Origin of the sequence: Mucilaginibacter sp., from assembly GCF_965200995.1 — a bacterium.
GTDB lineage: Bacteria > Bacteroidota > Bacteroidia > Sphingobacteriales > Sphingobacteriaceae > Mucilaginibacter.
Map to the genome: position 1 here is coordinate 697,206 of NZ_OZ241743.1, position 20,386 is coordinate 717,591.

Annotated in this window: 27 protein-coding genes; 6 read left to right on the top strand and 21 right to left on the bottom strand. The window is 44.7% G+C overall.

Annotated features, from left to right (window positions below; translation table 11 throughout):
* Nucleotides 1-71: 71 nt before the first annotated feature.
* Together ACY652_RS03380 and ACY652_RS03385 are read right to left on the bottom strand one after the other, a co-directional pair.
* Nucleotides 72-830 carry a uroporphyrinogen-III synthase gene (locus ACY652_RS03380; protein WP_462266553.1) on the bottom strand — a complete coding sequence of 253 codons (759 nt, stop codon included), beginning with the start codon at nt 828-830 and terminating at the stop codon, nt 72-74.
* A 23-nt stretch (nt 831-853) separates the two neighbouring features.
* Nucleotides 854-1,927 carry a DUF4271 domain-containing protein gene (locus ACY652_RS03385; RefSeq protein WP_462266554.1) on the bottom strand — a complete coding sequence of 358 codons (1,074 nt, stop codon included), beginning with the start codon at nt 1,925-1,927 and terminating at the stop codon, nt 854-856.
* A gap of 77 nt (nt 1,928-2,004) precedes the next feature.
* Here ACY652_RS03385 and hemW point away from each other — a divergent pair, with 77 nt between their 5' ends.
* Both hemW and ACY652_RS03395 read left to right on the top strand, forming a co-directional pair.
* On the top strand, nt 2,005-3,153 hold the full coding sequence (hemW, locus tag ACY652_RS03390; RefSeq protein WP_462266555.1) for a radical SAM family heme chaperone HemW: 1,149 nt from the start codon (nt 2,005-2,007) through the stop codon (nt 3,151-3,153).
* Between the two features lie 201 nt (nt 3,154-3,354).
* Nucleotides 3,355-3,903, top strand: coding sequence for a fasciclin domain-containing protein (locus tag ACY652_RS03395; RefSeq protein ID WP_462266556.1), 549 nt, complete (start codon nt 3,355-3,357; stop codon nt 3,901-3,903).
* A 127-nt stretch (nt 3,904-4,030) separates the two neighbouring features.
* Here ACY652_RS03395 and ACY652_RS03400 read toward each other — a convergent pair whose 3' ends face one another.
* On the bottom strand, nt 4,031-4,789 hold the full coding sequence (locus ACY652_RS03400) for an IS5 family transposase (RefSeq protein WP_462266557.1): 759 nt from the start codon (nt 4,787-4,789) through the stop codon (nt 4,031-4,033).
* A gap of 140 nt (nt 4,790-4,929) precedes the next feature.
* Entirely contained in the window at nt 4,930-5,748 is an 819-nt protein-coding gene (locus tag ACY652_RS03405) for an IS5 family transposase (RefSeq protein ID WP_462266559.1), read from the bottom strand.
* A 96-nt stretch (nt 5,749-5,844) separates the two neighbouring features.
* Here ACY652_RS03405 and ACY652_RS03410 point away from each other — a divergent pair, with 96 nt between their 5' ends.
* Nucleotides 5,845-6,726 (top strand): cupin-like domain-containing protein, encoded by an 882-nt coding sequence (locus tag ACY652_RS03410; protein ID WP_462266560.1) that lies wholly within the window; start codon nt 5,845-5,847, stop codon nt 6,724-6,726.
* Nucleotides 6,727-6,730: 4 nt separating this feature from the next.
* Here ACY652_RS03410 and ACY652_RS03415 read toward each other — a convergent pair whose 3' ends face one another.
* On the bottom strand, nt 6,731-7,426 hold the full coding sequence (locus ACY652_RS03415; RefSeq protein WP_462266561.1) for an endonuclease III domain-containing protein: 696 nt from the start codon (nt 7,424-7,426) through the stop codon (nt 6,731-6,733).
* Nucleotides 7,427-7,453: 27 nt separating this feature from the next.
* Entirely contained in the window at nt 7,454-7,873 is a 420-nt protein-coding gene (locus tag ACY652_RS03420; RefSeq protein WP_462266562.1) for a YybH family protein, read from the bottom strand.
* Between the two features lie 63 nt (nt 7,874-7,936).
* Here ACY652_RS03420 and ACY652_RS03425 point away from each other — a divergent pair, with 63 nt between their 5' ends.
* Nucleotides 7,937-8,827, top strand: a complete 891-nt coding sequence (locus ACY652_RS03425) for a carbohydrate kinase family protein (RefSeq protein ID WP_462266563.1) — start codon at nt 7,937-7,939, stop codon at nt 8,825-8,827.
* 19 nt (nt 8,828-8,846) lie between these two features.
* Here ACY652_RS03425 and ACY652_RS03430 read toward each other — a convergent pair whose 3' ends face one another.
* The 6 genes from ACY652_RS03430 to crtD all read right to left on the bottom strand — a co-directional run bounded on the left by ACY652_RS03430 (nt 8,847) and on the right by crtD (nt 14,571).
* A complete protein-coding gene (locus ACY652_RS03430) occupies nt 8,847-9,518 on the bottom strand; it encodes a fatty acid desaturase (protein ID WP_462266564.1) in 672 nt (223 codons plus the stop codon).
* 15 nt (nt 9,519-9,533) lie between these two features.
* Nucleotides 9,534-10,385 (bottom strand): 4-hydroxy-3-methylbut-2-enyl diphosphate reductase, encoded by an 852-nt coding sequence (locus tag ACY652_RS03435; RefSeq protein WP_462266565.1) that lies wholly within the window; start codon nt 10,383-10,385, stop codon nt 9,534-9,536.
* 42 nt (nt 10,386-10,427) lie between these two features.
* Nucleotides 10,428-11,075 (bottom strand): carotenoid biosynthesis protein, encoded by a 648-nt coding sequence (locus ACY652_RS03440; protein WP_462266567.1) that lies wholly within the window; start codon nt 11,073-11,075, stop codon nt 10,428-10,430.
* Nucleotides 11,051-12,148 carry a glycosyltransferase family 2 protein gene (locus tag ACY652_RS03445; RefSeq protein ID WP_462266568.1) on the bottom strand — a complete coding sequence of 366 codons (1,098 nt, stop codon included), beginning with the start codon at nt 12,146-12,148 and terminating at the stop codon, nt 11,051-11,053. Before ACY652_RS03445 ends, ACY652_RS03440 begins: the two co-directional genes overlap by 25 nt.
* A 2-nt stretch (nt 12,149-12,150) precedes the next feature.
* The gene (locus tag ACY652_RS03450) at nt 12,151-12,771 is read right to left on the bottom strand and encodes a lysophospholipid acyltransferase family protein (protein ID WP_462266569.1); all 621 of its coding nucleotides are present in this window, start codon (nt 12,769-12,771) and stop codon (nt 12,151-12,153) included.
* Between the two features lie 324 nt (nt 12,772-13,095).
* The gene (crtD, locus tag ACY652_RS03455; RefSeq protein ID WP_462266570.1) at nt 13,096-14,571 is read right to left on the bottom strand and encodes a 1-hydroxycarotenoid 3,4-desaturase CrtD; all 1,476 of its coding nucleotides are present in this window, start codon (nt 14,569-14,571) and stop codon (nt 13,096-13,098) included.
* 131 nt (nt 14,572-14,702) lie between these two features.
* Between crtD and ACY652_RS03460 the strand changes: the two genes are divergently transcribed.
* Nucleotides 14,703-14,915, top strand: coding sequence for a hypothetical protein (locus ACY652_RS03460; RefSeq protein ID WP_462266571.1), 213 nt, complete (start codon nt 14,703-14,705; stop codon nt 14,913-14,915).
* On the opposite strand, the gene ACY652_RS03465 is transcribed toward ACY652_RS03460, so the two are convergent.
* The 4 genes from ACY652_RS03465 to ACY652_RS03480 all read right to left on the bottom strand — a co-directional run bounded on the left by ACY652_RS03465 (nt 14,905) and on the right by ACY652_RS03480 (nt 17,454).
* Complete coding sequence (locus ACY652_RS03465) at nt 14,905-15,819, bottom strand: LysR substrate-binding domain-containing protein (protein ID WP_462266572.1); 915 nt, start codon at nt 15,817-15,819, stop codon at nt 14,905-14,907. The two genes, ACY652_RS03460 and ACY652_RS03465, sit on opposite strands and share 11 nt — an antisense overlap.
* 11 nt (nt 15,820-15,830) lie before the next feature.
* Nucleotides 15,831-16,070, bottom strand: coding sequence for a type II toxin-antitoxin system HicA family toxin (locus ACY652_RS03470; protein WP_462266573.1), 240 nt, complete (start codon nt 16,068-16,070; stop codon nt 15,831-15,833).
* A gap of 82 nt (nt 16,071-16,152) precedes the next feature.
* A complete protein-coding gene (locus ACY652_RS03475; RefSeq protein WP_462266574.1) occupies nt 16,153-16,359 on the bottom strand; it encodes a 2-oxoisovalerate dehydrogenase in 207 nt (68 codons plus the stop codon).
* Nucleotides 16,360-16,446: 87 nt separating this feature from the next.
* The gene (locus ACY652_RS03480) at nt 16,447-17,454 is read right to left on the bottom strand and encodes an aspartate-semialdehyde dehydrogenase (protein ID WP_462266575.1); all 1,008 of its coding nucleotides are present in this window, start codon (nt 17,452-17,454) and stop codon (nt 16,447-16,449) included.
* 163 nt (nt 17,455-17,617) lie between these two features.
* On the opposite strand from ACY652_RS03480, the gene ACY652_RS03485 reads away from it, so the two are divergent.
* Nucleotides 17,618-18,016, top strand: coding sequence for a VOC family protein (locus tag ACY652_RS03485; RefSeq protein ID WP_462266577.1), 399 nt, complete (start codon nt 17,618-17,620; stop codon nt 18,014-18,016).
* Here the strand turns inward: ACY652_RS03485 and ACY652_RS03490 are convergent.
* The 5 genes from ACY652_RS03490 to ACY652_RS03510 form a co-directional block, all read right to left on the bottom strand.
* Nucleotides 18,008-18,340, bottom strand: a complete 333-nt coding sequence (locus tag ACY652_RS03490) for an MGMT family protein (RefSeq protein ID WP_462266578.1) — start codon at nt 18,338-18,340, stop codon at nt 18,008-18,010. The genes ACY652_RS03485 and ACY652_RS03490 overlap by 9 nt on opposite strands.
* 12 nt (nt 18,341-18,352) lie before the next feature.
* The gene (gene trmB, locus ACY652_RS03495; protein ID WP_462266579.1) at nt 18,353-19,000 is read right to left on the bottom strand and encodes a tRNA (guanosine(46)-N7)-methyltransferase TrmB; all 648 of its coding nucleotides are present in this window, start codon (nt 18,998-19,000) and stop codon (nt 18,353-18,355) included.
* 84 nt (nt 19,001-19,084) lie between these two features.
* Nucleotides 19,085-19,585, bottom strand: a complete 501-nt coding sequence (locus ACY652_RS03500; RefSeq protein ID WP_462266580.1) for a hypothetical protein — start codon at nt 19,583-19,585, stop codon at nt 19,085-19,087.
* A gap of 1 nt (nt 19,586) precedes the next feature.
* Nucleotides 19,587-19,937, bottom strand: a complete 351-nt coding sequence (locus tag ACY652_RS03505; protein ID WP_462266581.1) for a phage holin family protein — start codon at nt 19,935-19,937, stop codon at nt 19,587-19,589.
* A 63-nt stretch (nt 19,938-20,000) separates the two neighbouring features.
* The gene (locus ACY652_RS03510; protein ID WP_462266582.1) at nt 20,001-20,330 is read right to left on the bottom strand and encodes a YtxH domain-containing protein; all 330 of its coding nucleotides are present in this window, start codon (nt 20,328-20,330) and stop codon (nt 20,001-20,003) included.
* Between the last annotated feature and the right edge of the window lie 56 nt (nt 20,331-20,386).

Here is a 20,386-nt window from a genome sequence, read left to right on the forward strand (position 1 = left end):
CCCTGCGTAATTATTATGCAACTTTTACGCAACAAGAAGCAGAAAGGTTTTGGAAACCTGTAATAAACAAATTATTTATTAGCCAGTTTGGCGTATTGCTCAATAGCCATAGTCATGGAAGGTGCGCCCGGAGTTGGCGCAGGGATGTCGAGTATCAAGCCGGCATCGAGCACGGCTTTATGCGTGGTAGCGCCAAAAGCTGCAATGCGGGTATTGTTCTGTTTAAAATCAGGAAAGTTCTTATAAAGGGACTGGATGCTGGAAGGGCTAAAAAATGCAATAACGTCATAAAACACCTCAGCCAGGTCAGATAAATCACTGCAAACGGTACGAAACAGTACCGCAGGGGTAAAGTTATACCCATTTTCAGTCAGGAATTTTTGGGTTTCCTCAGCAGCAACATCAGAACAAGGGTAAAGAAACTTTTCACCCGAATGCTTTTTTAATACTTCAGCTAAGTCAGCCGCAGTTTGCTTGCCAAAAAATATCTTGCGCTTACGATACTGGATATACTTCTGAAGGTACAAGGCAATGGTTTCCGAGAGGCAGAAATATTTCATTTCAGCCGGAACCTCATAACGCATCTCCTCGCAAATGCGAAAAAAATGATCGGCAGAGTTACGGCTGGTAAAAATCACGGCTGTAAAATCGGCCAGATTGATGCGTTCCTTTCGAAAATCTCTGGCCGGCACCCCTTCTACATGAATAAATGACCGAAAATCAATTTTCAGGTTCAGTTTCTTAGCCAGCTCTGTATATGGATTCTTATCGTTTTCAGGTTTTGGCAATGTAACCAATATGCTTTTAACCTTTTTCTTTCTATCTTCCAAAGTCGTTTCCTACTACCTAAGTTCTAAATATTCAGGGCCTTAATCAATATGAGTATCGGGCAAATTTCGAGGGCACAAAGATAAATAAATAAATAAAATTTATGAAATTTAAAGCTTGAAATAATATTTACGCTGCTGCGCAAATACTGCCACACAAATATTATAATGATAAGCACAACAGCCGTACCCAGCATATACGGAATATAAGGCGCCGCCAGCAGGCTAAAGCATAACAGTACAGGTAAAAAAACAAAGGTGATATTAAAATAGGTAAGGTACAGTATAGAAATATATTCGGCTACCAACCTGCTGATATTAAACACCAAACCGATAAAACGTAACAGGATTAACTTTACCGCAAACAGGATGATGATCAGCAATGAAAAAGAAAGAAATAACTGGGGCCCGCTGATAGAATAAAATACATCATTATAACCGGCCAACTGGTAAATAAATAGCCCGAATGTAAAGCCAAACAACAAGAATAACCCTATAAATCCCCACGAATTGAACAACCCGTCTTCCTTACTTACCTGCGATAAGATCCGCTTACTGTAAAACGACTCCCACACATTCTGCACATCCTTACTCATGATGCGGGTTAGCAAGGCAGTATATACAAGTAACCCCAGGATGATGAGCAACACTCCCGGGTCGCGTGTATGGCGGCTATGCCCTTCACGCAGGTTGTGCTTGGCATCCGAGGGCATGCTGTAAAAGCCATATCCTTTATAGAAGTACTGCTTTTTTATCAGATCATAGAACTGGCTGTGACGCGCCGCATCGGGGCGGCTTACAAATACCAATGACAGCGAATCTGATAGCTGTTTTTCGCGGTTACGCATGGCAGCGGCAACCGAGTCTAGCACAGTGAATATCCGTGGCTGATAAACACGCTTAGGCGCTGCTACAGTATCAGCAACTGCGGCCACGGTGGTGTCTTCCTGCTGCGCATAGGCACAGCAACATCCGATTCCGAAAAAAAGCAGCAATAAAGCGAAAAAACGCATAAACGGTATACCAGCAATTAGCTGTGCAAAGGTAATGAAAAGAACAGATGCCTGAAATAAACCGCGGCTGCCATAATTTAATATCATGATCACACCAGAATACCCTCATCTGGAATAAGGTTTATACATCTGCAAGCAATCTTATACATCAACTATTGCTTGCTGTGCCCGCTGTGCGCTATTTTTGCTGCGTGGCCGGTATCTATATTCATATTCCTTTTTGCAGGCAGGCATGTCATTATTGTGACTTTCACTTTAGCACCTCGTTAAAATACCGTACCGATTTAGTTGAAGCGCTAACCCATGAATTAAAATTACAGCGAAATTATCTGAACAATGAGCCTATTGAAACCATCTACTTCGGAGGCGGAACCCCTTCGCTGCTGGAAAGCAGCGAAATCAGCCTTCTGACCGATACAATTGCGCACTTTTACCACGTAGCTGCCGATGCCGAGATTACCCTGGAAGCTAACCCCGACGATTTAACATTGGCTAAAATCAATCAGCTCAGGCAAACCCCGGTGAACCGCCTTAGTATTGGCATTCAATCATTCTTTGACGAGGATTTGCAGTGGATGAACCGTGCACACCGTAGCCAGCAGGCTTTAGATGCCGTAAAACAAGCCCAGGATGCAGGATTTGGCAATATGACGGCCGATCTGATATATGGCTATCCACTGCTTACTGATGAAAAGTGGCACTACAATTTACAACAATTTTTAAGCCTGCATATTCCCCATCTATCTGCATACAGCATGACGGTGGAACCGCAAACCGCACTGGACACCTTTATCCGCCGCCAGCAGCAGCCCGCCATGAATGAACAGCAAAGCGCGGCACAGTTTAATTACCTAATGCAACAGATGCAGCAAGAAGGTTATGAGCATTATGAAATTTCAAATTTTTGCAGACCGGGCCTATACTCGCGGCATAATTCCAATTACTGGAAAGGAGTTAATTATTTGGGGATCGGGCCTTCAGCACACTCATTTAACGGACATAGCCGCCAATGGAATATAGCCAATAATGCCCTGTACCTGCAAAGTATCAGCAATAACCAACTGCTTGCAGAATCAGAGGAGCTTACGACAGAAAATCGTTTAAATGAATACATCATGACATCGCTGCGCACCCAATGGGGTACCAGCCTGCAGCAATTGGATTCACTTTTAAGCGGAGCCGGCACTATTGCACTTAATACGGCTAAAACATATTTGAACAAGGGCTGGCTCAGTTACAATAACAATTGTTTATACCTTACCCCTGCCGGTAAACTTTATGCAGATAAGATTGCTGCCGAACTTTTCTTTTAATTGAAAAACCGCAATTCAATTTCTTGCGTACATACGAGGTTATAGCTCATTACACTTAGCTCAACAATGAATTTTACTTTTGTCAAATGCAAAGTATTTATAAATTATTTAAAATCAAATACTTATTAATTATATACATTTTCTTAAATCCAAAATAGCCCTGCCATCGTAATTGCCTTCAAAACACTAAAATATTTACAAATGAAAAAATTAATGATGGCAGCGTTCGCTTTAGTAGCTTTAGCTGTTGCACCTAAAGTAAACGCACAAACTAAAATGGTAGGCGGCGCTCCAATGTATCCAACTAAAAACATTGTTGAAAATGCCGTTAATTCTAAAGACCACACCACCCTCGTAGCTGCCGTTAAAGCCGCAGGTTTGGTAGAAACGCTGCAAGGCGCTGGCCCGTTCACCGTATTTGCACCTACCAATGAGGCATTTGATAAGTTACCGGCAGGTACTGTAGATAATCTGGTAAAGCCAGAAAACAAGGAAACCCTAACTAAGATTTTAACTTACCATGTGGTATCAGGTCGTTTAAGCGCTGCTGATCTGATGGCAAAAGTCAAGGCAGGTAAGGGTAAGGCTGAATTAACCACTGTACAAGGCGGTAAATTAACTGCCATGATGAAAGGCAAAAAGCTGTACCTGGTTGATGAAAAAGGCGGCAAATCATGGGTAACTATTGCCGACGTATTTCAAAGCAATGGCGTAATTCACGTAGTGAATACGGTATTGATGCCTAACTAATCGGTTAGTACATAAACTTTTTTAATACAAAGCCCGGCTGCAACAAAGCGCCGGGCTTTGTTTGTAGATGAGCAATTGCAAAAATTAAGATACCCGGCTGATTTTTGTATTTTTGCTTAGAGACTGTCTAAAAACGGTTAATCATAATTCTTATAGCGGCAAGTTGGACAACAGCTTGACTGGTTAGAGTCAGGCGTTCATAGTTTTTTGCGCTTCTTCGGTTAGCATCTATCCAGGCAAAGGTACGTTCGATGATCCACCGCTTGGGCAGTATCTTGAAGGTATGCAGTTTGTCGCGCCTGATAATCTGCAAGCTTATCGTAAAGTGCTGTTTAGCCCAGTCTACCAGTTTCCCCCGGTAACCACCATCGGCAAAAAGCAGACGGATGCTTTGCCAGTATTGCTTGAGCTTTTCCATCACCAGCCGGGCGCCGTCTCTATCCTGCACTGAGGCACTATGAATAACTACCGCCAGCACCAGTCCTAAAGTGTCCGTTACGATGTGCCGCTTGATACCCATCACCCGCTTACCTGCATCAAAACCGCGCTCTTGGCTGCTCACTAAAGAAGCCTTAACGCTCTGCGCATCCATAATGCCGGTAGTAGGCTGCTCTTTTCTGCCGCTTTGCTTTCTGGTCTTTTCTACCAGGGCTTCCTGCATGAGTCCAAACAAGCCGTTTTTGTTCCAGACCGAAAAGTAATAGTAAACGATCTTCCAGTTGGGAAAGTCCGAAGGCAGCATCCGCCACTGGCAGCCGGATTTAATCAGGTACAGTATCGCATTCATTACCTCGCGCAAAGCATGCTTCCTGCGGCGTTGCACATCTAAAAACTTTGCAATATATTGCCACTGGCTGTCCGTTAGGTTACCCGGGTAGGTTGTCATACTAATTCTGTTTGTCGTTATTCAAAATTAGTACTTCTTAACCACACCTGCGGACAGCTCTTTTCCCCTTTATAAATGTTCAAATACCGTTTTTAGACAGTCTCTTATTATTAATTTAACATAGAAGTTGTTTAGTGTTTTCAGTTGGGTATTTTTCTCAAAAAGATGATACAGAAGGCGAGCAAGTGTAAAGCCACCCAGGTTTGGGTATTGGTCTCAAAGCGGATAAGAAGTGCCTTAAAGCTGTCGATCCAGGCGTTAGTCCTTTCGATAACCGTTCGTCTTTTGTATAGTTCATCGTCAAAGTAAGCATTATCTTCTGCTTGCTGTTCATTTCTCTTGTTTTTAGCAATATTAGCCTGAATGTCCCGCTGTTCGCAGGCTGCCCTTAAGGTCTTACAGTCAAAGCCGGCATCTGCGTTCAGGAACAACCCCTCAGCTGGGATTGCCGCCCTTTCCAGCGTATGAAACAACTGGGCAAACAAGGACTGCAACTCATATACATCATTGTGCTGCCCGGCCTGCGGCTCCGAACAGGCCAGCATAATGCCCTGATTATCCGCTAAAAAAAGCATATTAGTCGTCTTAGCTGCCTTCCTGCCCTGGTAACCCACCGCCATGCCGCCGTTCTTGGCAGGCGTATGGCTGCCATCCAACTGTACGCAGGATAAGTCCAGGTGCTGGTGGTTAGCCTTGAGCAAGGTCGTCCACATCCGCTCAAAAGACCCATCTTTTGTCCATCGTGCAAAGTGATAATATACACCCTGCCAGCTTAACTTATCCTGATCAAAGAACGCTTTCAAAGGCAATTGACGCCACTGGCAGCCTGTCTTTAACCGGTAAAGTATCGCCCACACAATCTGCCACAGCGGTGGCCCTACCGCATTTCCTCTTTTTCCTTTACTCAAATGCGGAACTATCCACCGCTCTATCTTATCTTTGCTTACAAGAACTTCCATCAGAAATTTTAAGTCGTTTTTGCTTCGTAACTCAAATCTCTTACTTTTTCGGAAGTCCTTATCCTTTTTTCCTAAATACTAAACAGCTTCATACTAATGGGATTGATTCTTTCGCAAATTGACCGTGTAGACCATATTACCAGGGAAGACTTTGTAACTAAATACCTAAATACGCGCAAGCCACTGGTAATACGCAAAGCCACGGAAACCTGGCCGGCACTGCAAAAGTGGACATTTGAGTACCTGAAAGAAACGGTAGGCGATCAGTTGGTGCCTTTATATGACAGCTCCAAAGCCGACCCCTCTAAACCCATCAACGCTGCCGCTTCAGAAATGAAGTTTGGCGATTATATTGACCTGATACAGCGCGAGCCTACTGATTTACGCATATTTCTGTTCGACCCTATCAAACATGCGCCGGGCCTGTTGCAGGATTATCGCTCACCTACTGATTTGATGGGTGGCTTTTTAGATAAATACCCCAATATGTTTTTTGGCGGTGCAGGTTCGGTTACTTTTTTGCATTACGATATTGATCTGGCGCATATCTTCCATACCCATTTTCAGGGGCGCAAGCATGTAATGCTGTTTGATTACAAGTGGAAGGAACGCCTGTATCAAATCCCGTTTGCTACCTATGCTTTGGAGGATTACGATATTGAACATCCGGATTTCTCTAAGTTTCCGGCATTGGATGGCGTAGAGGGCCAGGAAACTATACTGGAGCATGGCGACACACTGTTTATGCCCACCGGCTTCTGGCACTGGATGAAGTACCTGGAGGGCTCTTTCTCTATCTCTTTACGTGCCTGGGATAAATCATGGGCTATAAAAGCTAAAAGCCTCTACAACCTAACCATACAGCGCAACATTGATAACTTTATGAAGCGCCGCTATAAAGGGCGGTATATGGGCTGGAAAGAGGAATTAGCCGTTAAACGCGCTGATGCGGCATTAGCTGCACATCTGCCTAAATAATTTCTTACCTGTGCTTGGTTACACCTACCTGCTCACAATAGTCCAGTACCGGGCAGGTGCTGCAGTGCGGCAATGTACCGGTACAGATGTGCTTGCCAAAAGGCATCAGCAGGCGGTTAATATCAATCCAATGCTCTTGGGGTACTTGCTTTTCTAAAGCCAATAGTGTTTTTTCAGGAGTGGAGGCTTTGATAAGGCCCCATCGATTTACTACCCGGTGCACATGAATGTCAACACTGATGGCCGGTGTATGCGTAGCTACCCCTAAAGCCAGGTTAGCACATTTGGGGCCTACGCCTTTTAAAGCAATCAGGTTGTCATAAACAGCCGGTAACTCGCCGCAATATTGTTCAACGGCCGTGCGGGCAATATCCAGCATCGTATAAGCCTTTTGTCCGTTGTAAGAAGAGCCGTGTAATAATCGCTCCAACTCCTGCGGTGTAAGCGTTAGCAGTTGCTGCGGTGTACGGGCCTTTTCAAACAGGCGTAGCGATACCGGAATGGAAACTTCATCCAGTGTGCGGATGGAAATAATGCAAGAGAGCAACTGCTCAAACAGTGTCGAGTAACCCCGTTCATACAGTTCAAACATGGCCGCCTTGGGATAAGGTGCAATGGCTTCCGCAATGCGGCCGAGCATATCGGTTAAATCATAAGGCTTTTTTACAGCAGTTGGCATATCAACTACAACCTGCAGCACGTTAAAAAAGTTTAATCAGCCGTTAACTTATGAGGTATGATCACACACGATTTTCCAATCTCCCTTTATCTTTCTGAACCACAGCGTAAAGTAGCCGCCCGGCTCATCTTTTTCGCGTTTTAGTTTCCAGCCACCCAGCACAAAGGCATTCCTTGCATCCAGCAGCTCAATTTTTAAAATATTAAACGTCAGCTGGCCCATAGCCGCCTGGTTTGGATAACTTTTTTTATAATTGTCAAGCGTGGTTTGCCAGCCGTACTTAGGGCCGCCTTTGCCTACAAACAGCAGCGAGTCCGACTTCCAGTAACTTTGCATAAATTCTTCAATGCTACCCCGGTTCCAGGCCTGGCGCTGGGTTTCCAGTACCTGGGCTATGGCCTGCTTGTCCTGTGCGTAACCTATACATACTAACAGTGAAAGAAAGGCTGCGGTTAAAAACTTTTTCATGCCGTAAGATAACCATTTTTGAAAGTAAAAAGCTTTAGCTTTACGCAAAACCGTATACTACCTATGGAAAAGCTGGTACTTTGCTTTGGCGAAATATTGTGGGATGCCTTTGGCGATGGCAAAAAAGCCGGTGGCGCCCCGTTTAATGTGGCAAGGCATCTGGCCCAGCAAAATATTGCGGTACTGCCGGCCAGCAGGGTGGGTGATGACGCATCGGGCCGCGAATTGGTGGCCTATGTAGAAGAAGCCGGCATCAGCAGCACCTTAATCCAGGCAGACAATAAGCTACCTACCTGCGAGGTAACCGTACATTTGGATGAACAAAATCAGGCTACCTATCATATACCGCAGCCGGTTTCCTGGGATAACATCAAGCCCGAAAAGGAATTACTGGCTTATGCCGAAAAAGCGGATGTAATTGTGTTCGGCAGCCTGGCCAACCGGGAAGAAACTACTTTAAACACTTTGCTTGACCTGCTTGATGCAAGTAAGGGCTTATGTGTGTTTGATGTTAACCTGCGCCCGCCGCATTATCAACTGGATACCATTGAAACATTAGCGGCCAAGGCAGATGTAATTAAAATGAATGAGGAAGAAGCCGCGCTCCTATTAGGCACTACACAGGCCGGCCACGAATCGCTTACTGATAAGCTGACCGAATTTCAGGCTAAATTTCATACCCAAACCATTTGTGTAACCCGCGGCGAACACGGCGCTGTAATATGGCAGGATGAAAAATTATACGAACATCCGGGCTATAAAGTACAGGTAGCAGATACCGTAGGTGCAGGTGATTCTTTTTTAGCCACCCTGATTAGCGGACTACTCAATAATCAACCTATAGAAGAAATTTTGCCCCGGGCCAGCGCCATCGGCGCTTTTGTAGCCAGCCAGCGCGGCGCTAATCCGGTATATGACGAAGCCCTGATTGAAGCGATTATGAGCAGTGAATAAGGCAATAAGCCAATATTTACTACTTCATCTTCCACAGTTTCCACCAGGGAATACCCGGCGAGGCGTGGTGCTCATAATGATACCCGAAAAAGTAGCAGGAGAAAAAAGCGAGCAGATGGTTTTTGCTTTGGGTACGTGAATGATACTGGTTCTCATGCTCGCCCTTATGGGGTTGGTAGGTGCCAAAATAAAACAGTTGTAAGGTACTAAGCAGCGATGGCACCACCCAGAAAAGAATCAGGTTAGGCTGCGGGATCCATATCTTCAGTACGTTGAACAGCACTGCCATAAATACGATTTGCCATATCGACAGGTAGTTACGGATGAAAGTGAAATACCAGGTAACAAAGCTTCCGTGATGATAGTCCGGATCTTCTTGGGAATGTACATGGCTATGATGTTTGTGGTGCTTGGCATATAACTGCGGGTACCAGAAGGCGGCAAATAGAAAGGTGGTAATGTAGCCGGTAGCCTTATTAATTACCGGGCTTGAAGATACCGTTCCATGCATGGCATCGTGCGCGGTGATAAACAGCCCTGTATAGAGATGCATTTGCAATAAAATAAACACGTACAGCAAAGGGTTATGCCAGTTTACCTGCCACTGCATTAGCAATATTGTAGAACCAGCCCAGCAGCTTACCACCAGCAGTGCTACTATTATACCTGCGTTTGATACCTGCCTGCGCATTTTAAAATTTGTTGATTAATAGCTCTCCAGCCGGTTCTTTACCTGCTGCATCAGCCACATGGGGGTTGAGGTTGCGCCACAGATACCTATCGTATCATCAGGGCTAAACATTTCAGGATGCAGTTCATCTGTAGAGGAAACAAAGTAAGTGTCGGGGTTGTGCCCCCTGCATACTTCAAACAGCACCTTACCATTAGAAGATTTTTTGCCGGATACAAACACGATCTTGTTAAAGCGGGTTACAAATTTAGGCAGCTCCTTATCGCGGTTAGATACCTGACGGCAAATAGTATCATTGGCTTTCACCTCATAGCCTTTGGCTATCAGCGTATCTTTTACACTGTAAAACTTAGCCATACTTTTAGTGGTTTGACTGTACAGGGTAATCTGCTGCGGTAAGTCTACATTATCCAGTTCTGCAATATCCTGAAAAACCAAGGCTTCTTTATTGGTTTGCCCCTGTAAGCCGATCACTTCTGCATGGCCATGCTTACCAAAAATCAGGATGTTCTCCCGTGCATCATGAGATACCTTAATGCGGTTTTGCAATTTGAGCACCACCGGGCAGGAAGCATCAATTAAGGTGATGTTGTTTTCCAAAGCAGTACGGTAAGTTTCGGGAGCTTCACCGTGGGCACGTATCAGCACTTTTTCGTTGTGCAAAGTCTTTAACACATCATGCTCAATAATGCGCAGTCCTTTTGCCTTCAGGCGCTCTACTTCCTCATCATTATGTACAATATCACCCAGGCAATACAGGTAGCCATCTTCGGCCAATATCTCCTCTGCCATATCAATGGCGTACACTACGCCAAAGCAAAAGCCCGAATCTTCATCAATAGTCACTTTCAACCCGTACTCGCCCATAACTGCAAATTTACATTAAAAACGCTGATAAAAGCAATTGGTTTATACCCACTGCATCAGTGCGAAGAACAGGTATTGCACTACAAGCAACACCGGGCCTGCAAGGCTTTGCCGCTTAAATTTAAACACCTCAAACAGCAGTAAAGACAACACACTGATGGCAAACCAGCCCACATAGTTTTTAAACGGTACACCGGCCGCTGACCAGTGCCAGTAATCGAAACGCTGTGCTACGGGCTCAATCAGCACATCAAGCAACACCAGCAGTAAAGCGCCCGATACTACACGCACCAGCAGCCATTTAATGTTGCTGCGCTGCATGGTTACGCCGGCCGCATAAATCAGCAGAAACCAGTTGATGCCCATAGTAAGCGGTATATCATACACTTGTATGCCCAAAGTACGGCCATAATAGTAATCGCCGAATATCCATGCCTTATGTACCCCTATCCATTCGGCTGCATAACCGGTCAGGTAAATCAGCAGGGCGAAACTAAAAAATTTGAAATAAGGGCCGGGATAACTGTATATAATCACGCCCAGCATCAGCAGCAGGTGAAACGATACAATTTGCAAAAACAATGGCCGAACGGCACCAATAAAAAAGCCAATAAGCCCAACCGCATGAAAAATAACAATGATTATAATGGCTACCGTAGTGCGGCTTAACCGATTCTGCGTCCCTTCCATACGGCGTTTTTAGTAAAGTAATTTGAAATGGCATGTACACCGATATAACCTAAACTCAGCATTTGCAAAGGGTGCAGTATAATATTGGTGAATACCTGCTGGCCCGATAACATGGAGATCATCACCCTGGAAAGTAAAATCAGGCTGTACATCATCACAATAAACGGAACATTGAGTGTACTGAACACCAGTACCGGCCCGCCAATAACCACGATAAGGTAGATTAAAAAACCAATGATACTGTAGTTAAATGCTGCCAGAAAGTTTTTGCTGAACCCCTGCACCGCTTCGTTATAGCCGGTATACATACGGCAATAGATGAGGCCGTTGGCCAGCAGCCCTTCCCCTTTATAGCCGGCTAACTTTACCTGCTTCATAATTTCCACATCTTCCACCACGCGGTCTTTAGCCTGGTAGTGCCACTGCTCTTTGCGGTAAATCTCTGCATCAAACAGCATAAACTGCCCGCTGGCTGCCGCAAAGGCATAGTTTTTTGATAAGTAGATTAAACGAATGGGCAGCAGGTTAAGCAGCAGGTAATGCATCAGCGGTACGGTTAATTTTTCGCCAAGCGTTTGCATTTGCTGGTTGGTAAACAGGCTGAGCAAGGCCAGGCTGTTTACCCTGATGCGGTATACCGCACTATTGATAAGCCCCTTTTCTATACGCTCATCGGCATCTAAAAAAAGCAGGTACTTGCCTTTTGCCAACAGCCCCAGTTGATGACAGGCATAATTTTTTCCCAACCACCCATCAGCCAGCGGTTTACCCTTGATGACGCTGAATTGCGGATGGGAGGCTGCAAACCGGCTGCACAGCTCAAAGGTTTGGTCGGTAGAATTATCATCCAAAATAATTACCTCATAGTTCCGGTAATCCTGCTGAACAATGGAATTGAGCAAGGCGCTGATGCGCTGCGCTTCGTTACGGGCCGGAATAAGGATGGAAACCAGTTCCTGCTGCGTTCTGCTTACCCGGCGCAGTTTAGGATCGGATATGAAATTAAACAGCGTTACCACAAAGCGCAGTACAATAAATATGCATACAATAAACAGCAGGATATAAAAGACCACGCCTATACAACATTTTGAGTGTGTTGCAGTTTTGCCGAGGCATAATGTTGCTGGTAAAGCTGCTGTAGTTGGTTAATATCGGTTATAGCAGTAGTATGCTTTTGCAGGTAAGTAAATACAGCAGGCTTTTTGTGCTCAAAGTTTTCAATAAAGGTGGCGGCAAATACGTATTCAAATTTACCTGCGGCGGCTTGCACTACCTTCATCAATCCTTTCTCGAAACTCACCTCATCTACAAAGTTAGAATACAGTTTACCCTGCGGAAAGATGAGCACCAGGTTTTGCGGATCATTCAATAACTGTGCAGCATACTGTAATGAAGTAAGCATTTCTCTTGAATTTTTTGCGATGGAAAATGCACCCATATATTTCAGGAAGAACACCTGGCGCACCGTATCTTCCATAATCATGATATGGAAACGCTTTTTAAACACCAGATAGTTCAGCCAGTATAAAATAAAGCCGTCCCACCAGCTGAAGTGATTAGCCAGCAGCAGTACGGATTTTGATGCAGCTACCTCTATATGGTCAAGTTTTAATGCCTTGAAATTACGCTTAAGGATAAGGCTGATATAATGATGAAAAGCCCGGTGGATAAACTTGTTTTGTTTAGGATAAATCATTGCGCCCCGGCAAATTACAAATTGCCGGGCGTAAGCCCTAATAAAGTTGCGTTTATAGTTGGTTTTAATCGTTGCACAATGGTAGATTAACAGCCACTTCAGGCCATATTTTTCTGCTATTTATGCTAAGTATTTATGGGTTGCTAATATCCCCTTATCCTATCAAATTTGGGTTTACAAAGGTTTACACAATTAAAAGAATTAATTTTATAAGCGTCTTAAAATCAATGTATTAATAAAATAATGGGTTTACACTTTTTAATCATTTATTTTTCTACTTACAGAAGTAATAATACCTGTTATTATAATAATCAATCGGAACGTTCAGTCCCCTATCCAGTCGCTCACAATTTTGGCCGATAGCAGTGCCAGCGGAATGCCGCCGCCGGGATGCACGCTACCGCCGCAGAAGTACAGGTTCTTGAGTTTGGATGAACGGTTGGCATGGCGCAAAAATGCGGCAAACCGGTTGTTTGAACTGGTTCCATATAAGGCCCCCTGGTAGGATGAGGTACGGCTTTCAATACTTCGCGGGTCCAGTATACTTTCGCAGGTAATTAAGGAGGCTATATCCTGCCCTGATTGCCCTGAAAGTTTATTAATAATATCCTGCCGGGCTTTGGCAATAAGCGTATTCCAATCCTGCCCGGTGTTGGCCGGTACATTGATCATCACAAACCAGTTTTCGTGGCCGGGCGGCGCATCATCAGGCTTAAATTTAGAGCTGATGTTCAAATAGATGGTGGGATCGCTGCTGATGTTCTTTTGTTTCCAGATGTGATTAAACTCGGCTTCATAATCTCCGCTGAAAAATATGTTGTGCAAGTCCAGCTCCGCAAATTGCCTGCTGATGCCCCAGTAAAAAATCAGCGCCGAACTGCTGCGCTGCTGGTTGAGTATCTTTTCGGGAAATAGTTCCGGCCGCTTACTTAACAGCTTACGGTAGGTAAACCACACATCCATATTGGATACAATTACATCCGCCTTAATAAAGTTGTTGTTCACCTGCAAAGCCGTTGCCTTGTTACCGGCAGTTATAATTTGCTGCACCGGCTGCCCGTAATGAAAGGTTACTCCCAGCTCTTCGGCCAGCTTTACTAAGCTGGTGGTAATGCTGTACATACCCTTATCAGGAAAGTAGGCGCCAAAGTGCTGCTCCAGGTGAGGAATGACATTCAGGGTTGCGGGGGCCTGGTAAGGGTCAGACCCATTGTAGGTAGCATAGCGGTTAAAAAATTGTACTATGCGTTTACTGCTCAACTCTTTTTGGTTAGCCGAGTGCATGGTGCGCAGGGCATCAATCTGCGGCAGGCGTAAAACAGATCGCAGCGTGCGTTTGCTCAAAAATGTCTTCAACCTGTGTAATGATTGCTCTAAAAACACATGATTGGTAATTTGATAAATAGCCTTGCTTTTTTGAAAATAACGGCGTACCTGCCCTGCCGGTTGCTGTAACACGGCTTCGGCTTCAGCCGCAAACTTATCCTCATCAGCATAAGCGGTAAAGCGGCTGCCATCAGCATAAAAATAGTTGCAAACCGGATCAAGGCGCTGATAGGTAAACGCATCGGCCGGATTTTTACCGGCCAGCCGGAACAGTTCATCTACATACTGCGGCATGGTGAACAAACTGGGGCCGGCATCAAAACGATAACCCTGCTGCTCAAACTCACTTAACTTACCGCCCGGATAACTGTTGACTTCAAACACATCAACATTGTAACCCTTTACGGCCAGCCTGATTGCTGTGGCAATACCGGCAATGCCGGCACCTATAATTAAAGCTTTTGGCTGAGGCATACGCAAATATAGCAGGATAACAAAGGCCTGGCAGCCCGTTGCACACGTTTAATTATTTTTTCAGTTTAAATAACTATTTAATAGGATGTTACGTATAATATTTTTATGTGTATTTTCGCATATTAAATATAATGAAACTGTTTTTATTTCAAACCTTATTCTTCATTGTTTTAGCTGAGAGTGCAGGAATTGTGCTGAACATGTTTTTCTTGCGGGAACCCTTAATTGAGGTACTGATGGAGGGATTGATTGCCGGTATGAGCAGCAGCATTATTTACCATTACTTTGTGAAAGGCTACAAACGCCGGCAAGAGAAGCCCGCCAAACAATCAGTTAAACATTAACTATCCAGGGATTAGGATGCTGCAGTGCATACTCGGCAAAATCGTGCGTTAATCCAAAATCTTCTGTGCCCTTACGGCGGATGAAATAAAAATTCCGGTTAATGGCAAGCCCCTCTACAGGTACCTTTACCAAATCACCTGCAGCTAGTTCGCGGCCTATGGCAGGTGCTGGCAAAAACCCCAGGCACTGATCGGCTAAAATAAAATTCTTTAAAGCTTCCGTTCCGCCCAGGCGTATCTTCACTGTTAAATCAGCCGGTTTGATTTGATGGGCCGAAAGTGATTTAAATAAAGCATTCAGCGTACCCGAGCCGCGTTCGCGCAGGGCCACCGGCGTTTTCTGCAGCTGCTTTAAGGTAAGCGATTTGCCAGCCAATGGACTTTTAGCCGAGCATACCGGTATTACCTCATCCGTCATGAAGGGTTTATAAGATACGGTAGTCAATTTATTATCCACCTCAATAATACCCAGATCCACCTCGTGCGTCAGTAAGGCATTCAGGATGTATTCTGAGTTACGGTTTACCAGCTGAATATCCACACTGGCATTTTTTTGCTGGAAGCCGGAAAGTATGGAGGGCAGGATATAAAGCGCAATAGTTGTGCTCGCCCCCAAACGGAGGTGCCCGGAAGCATGTGAGGAATTGCTGAGCATAGACAGGTCATATTCAGCCCGACGTTCAATCTCAATGGCCTGCAGCAGATACTCGTTCAGTTTCTTGCCAGCCTGTGTTAAGGTAATGCTATTGCCCCGGCGCTCAAACAGGGGCACTTTATACTGATCTTCCAAGCCTTTTACATGCTTGCTGATGGCCGGCTGCGTGATAAATAAAATCTGTGCCGCCTTTGAGAAACTCAAATTAGCCGCCACTTCCATAAAAACACGGTGCGCAAAGGAAATCATGAGCGAACAAGTTACAATTTTTCAAGTAACTGTTCGTGTGAAATGTTTAAATGAGCGGCCGCTTCATTAAGTATATGAGATAGTGTTCCTAACTTAAGTGGAGAATGGTTTGGAACAGTAAGATGTTGATCACCCTGGGCAGTAGTTCTTGATAATCTGATATGACTGCCTTTTTGGCGGCTTATCTGATAACCACAGCCATTAAGCATTTTGAGTAGTTCTTGTGCTGATAAGTTTCTTGGAATTTTCATATTATAAGTAACTGCAATTGCAGCATAACTTAAATATTATGCACTGATGATGAAATTCAATCGCATTGAAATATATTGGCTCTTAAACAGCAATTACTTCTTCCTTAACCAAATGCAACCGGATAATTTTAGGAAGATGCTCCGGCTCAAAATGACATTGTACGGCTTCACGAATATTTACTTTTAATTCATCCATAGTATCAGCTTCAGTGAATATACCCTCACCTACAGCTTTAGCAATGTAGCCGCCTTCTATCGCTTCTTCCACTAAAAAAAACACTTCGTTCATATACAAACTTAACATTTTAAAACTGCAAACTCAATGGGCTTTAGCACAAGTATAAAGCATATCAAATTTGCAGTTTTAAGTAAAATTTTATGCCTCTACTGCCTGCCCAATTAAATTCTTCACCACCAGATACTCCGCAATCTGCACCGCATTGGTAGCGGCACCTTTACGCAGGTTATCGGCTACAATCCAGGCATTTAAGGTATTGGGCTGACTTTCGTCGCGGCGCAGGCGGCCTACAAATACCTCATCCCTATCGTGTGCATCCAGCGGCATCGGGTATTTCAGGTTAGCCACATCGTCTACCACCAATACGCCGGGCGCATTGGCTAAAATTTCGCGCACTTCATTCAGGTCGAAATCCTGCGCAAACTCGATATTTACCGACTCGGAGTGGCCGCCCATTACCGGGATGCGTACGGTGGTTGCTGTAATACGGATACTATCGTCGCCCATAATCTTACGGGTTTCCAGTATCATTTTCATTTCCTCTTTGGTATAGCCATTGTCCTGAAATACATCAATATGAGGCAATACATTCAGGTCGATTTTATAAGGATACGCCTTCACGCCGTCAATCCCTTTACGCTCCTCCATCAGTTGGGTTACCGCCTTTACGCCGGTACCGGTTACCGACTGGTAGGTAGAAACCACTACGCGCTTAATCTGGTAACGGTCGTGCAGCGGCTTTAGCGCTACTACCATTTGTATGGTAGAGCAGTTGGGGTTGGCAATGATCTTATCTTCGGCGGTTAATACATCGGCATTCACTTCGGGCACTACCAGTTTTTTGGCAGGATCCATGCGCCAGGCCGATGAATTGTCAATCACCGTAATGCCGGCTTCGGCAAACATAGGGGCTTGCTCCAGCGAGGCGCTGCCGCCGGCAGAAAACAGGGCGACATCGGGTTTTTGCTTAATCGCATCGGCAACAGATACCACCTTATAAGGCTTACCCTTAAATATTACTTCCTTGCCGATGCTTTTGGCCGAGGCTACGGGGATAATTTCTGTTACCGGAAAGTTGCGTTCATCCAGAACCTGCAACATTTTGGTGCCCACCAGCCCGGTGGCACCTACAACTGCGACTTTCATTTGCTTAAATAATTAAAATACAATTAAAAATTCGCCTCATTACAAAGCGAAATCTCAAAGTTAGTACTTTTTAATTGTAGTTGAATTGATTGCAAAGCAGGCCATATCTCCTTTTTGAACTTTGATTTTTTAATTTTACCTTCAATCCGATAATTTAAACATCATGCAAAGTATTACGCCCAACATTTTTGTTCGCAACATGCAGGAAACCATCAGCTTTTATGAAATGCTGGGTTTTAAGATTGTAAATGCGGTACCGCCCGGCAGCAGCGGTGATGCGGTTTGGATAATGATGACCTGCGGACAGGTAACTGTAATGTTTCAAACGTTTGACAGCCTAGGCGAAGAGTTGCCGCCAGTAAGCCGGCAGGATGGCGGTTCCTTGTTGCTATACATTAAAACACAGGATATCCGCGTTTTCTTTGAAAACTTACAAGACAAGGTAACTGTAGTTAAGGGCCTCGAAATAACCTTTTACGGCGCTACCGAGTTTTCTATAACTGACAACAACAACTACCTGCTTACCTTTGCCGAAGATGAGGTGGTTACGCAATCAAGCTAATTCCACAGCAGGGTCCCAAAATATCTGTTTAAAGTTCTGCACCTGGTTGTCTTGTACCTGTATACCTTCGCTGGCCAGCATTTGCTGCATACGCTCGGTGGAGCCAAAATGAAACTTGCCGGTAAGCAAACCCTGCCGGTTTACTACGCGGTGCGCCGGTACCGGCGGCGTAGCGGTTAATGATGCCCCCATAGCATACCCTACCACACGCGAGGAACCTTTACTGCCCAAAAATTCGGCAATGGCACCATAGGAGGTAACCCGGCCGGCAGGTATCAGCCTTACCACTTCGTACACGCGCTCAAAAAAGTTATCGCCGGCCATGCTTAACCTTGTTTAAAATGCAAACCTCAGGTAGTTGATGTTCTTGCTGTGCTGTAAATACTTTTTCTCGTAATAAGTTTTGATGGAAAGCACTTCATCGGCATATACAGAATTGTACAGGTTCTCGGTTTTAATTACGGGCGTAACTCCAGCTTCAGTTAATTTTTCTACCGTGTAAGCATGCAAGCCGTCATCATCTGTTTTAAGGTTTACATAGCCGCCCGGCGTTAGCAATACCTTATACATATTCAAAAATCGTGGTGAAGTAAGCCGCTTCCTTTCCCGGCTCAGTTGCGGCTGCGGGTCAGGAAAGGTGATCCAGATTTCTTCTACTTCGCCGGGAGCAAAATAATCCGTCAGGTTTTCAATCTGTATGCGCAGGAAAGCTACATTGGGTACGCCATCTTCGATAGCCGTTTTAGCGCCTCGCCAGATGCGGTTACCTTTATAATCAATACCTATGAAGTTTTTCTGCGGAAACAGCCGGGCCAGATTAACCGTGTATTCGCCCTTACCACAGGCCAGTTCCAGCACTACCGGGCGGTTATTTTTAAAAAAGCCAGCAGCCCACTGCCCTTTGTAGGGCTGGCCTGCCTGTAACTGTACCACATTGCTAAAATCATCTATCTCAGCAAAACGCCTTAATTTATCTTTACCCACTATAAAAAATAAGAGGAGCAAAATTAATTTTTTTGCTCCTCTTACAGGTATATTTTCTTCAACTCACAGGCTGTGCCTGCATGATTAATAATCTTTTGGCGGATCCGGGTAACCATCGGTGATGGTTTTGGTATCCAGTACCGGTGGTTCTGTATCCACTTCAGCTGGAATGCTTGCTGGCGGCACCACTGCCTTTGCCGGCTTGGGCTTCTTTTCAAACTTGCTGAACAAGCCCTTTACTTTATCTACCACACCACCAACGGCACCGCTACTTACATAGGTGGATGCCTTTTGTGATACCAAGCCTACCAAGGTTTTAGTGAGAAAGTTAGAATTTTTAAACAGCGTTTTATTGAGGGTAAACGGCAATACCACGCGCGAGATCAGCCCCAGTATATCCTGCCCGAACACATGGTTTTTATGCGAATCGTCAGGGTGACTCGGAAAGATAGTCTTTGCCGTAGCAAAGATAGCAGACGGGCTGCTGAACCTCTTTTTAAGATCAATCTTCTGCAGCTGGCGCAAGGCTTCGAGCCTTAATATTTCGGATTGCAGATCGGTTATATTTTGAACAGGTAAATCCATTTTATTTGAAAATCTTTTTAATCAGCAAATTAATTAATGGCTTCTCAACCGACTTTTTGGCAAATATGCATATTACTGCAATTAACACAAACAGCAGGGTAACACAGCCAAACCCCATCCAGTAAGCACCCAGCACATGGCCCAAATACAGGGCAAGCGTAAACAGGGCAAACCAAAAGGTAATGAATAAACTTACCCCTATTACTGCGCCGGTAATTATCCCTGCCGCCGCCGAGGTACCCTTTTCTATTGCCTTGTACTTAGCCAGTTTAACCTGGGTTTGGGCAAAATCGCGCAACTGCTCTAAAATGGGTTGCGGCGGGGCCTGCTGTGTATCCTTCTTTCCTTCCATAAAAATTCAAATAAATTTTCCGGCTGATGATTTAACCGGAATCAGAGAAAACTGAAGTTTGGGTTATGCGTGCTCTAAGTCGTCCTGGTACTCTTCCTCAGTACCGCTGATTTTGGTTTTAATATTGCTTACTACCCGCTCCTTAAGGTCAGCCAGGCGATCTAATTCTGCCGAAGCTGTTTCCTTAATGGTATCGGTAAGGCTTCCTAAAGAGTCGGTAAGTTTATCGCGGGTTTCGGCACCTTTATCGGGGGCAAATAATATACCCAGTACTGCACCTGCTGCCAGACCAGCCAAAATGGCTACGGCCACTTTAGCGCCACTGTTATCTTTCTTAAATTTCAAGCTGCCTGGCAGCTGCTTATTTATCCGTGAGAATTGATTGTTTGACATAATGTTATATGTTTATTATCGGTTATACAACGCTGATGTTTGATAAATTTAACCAT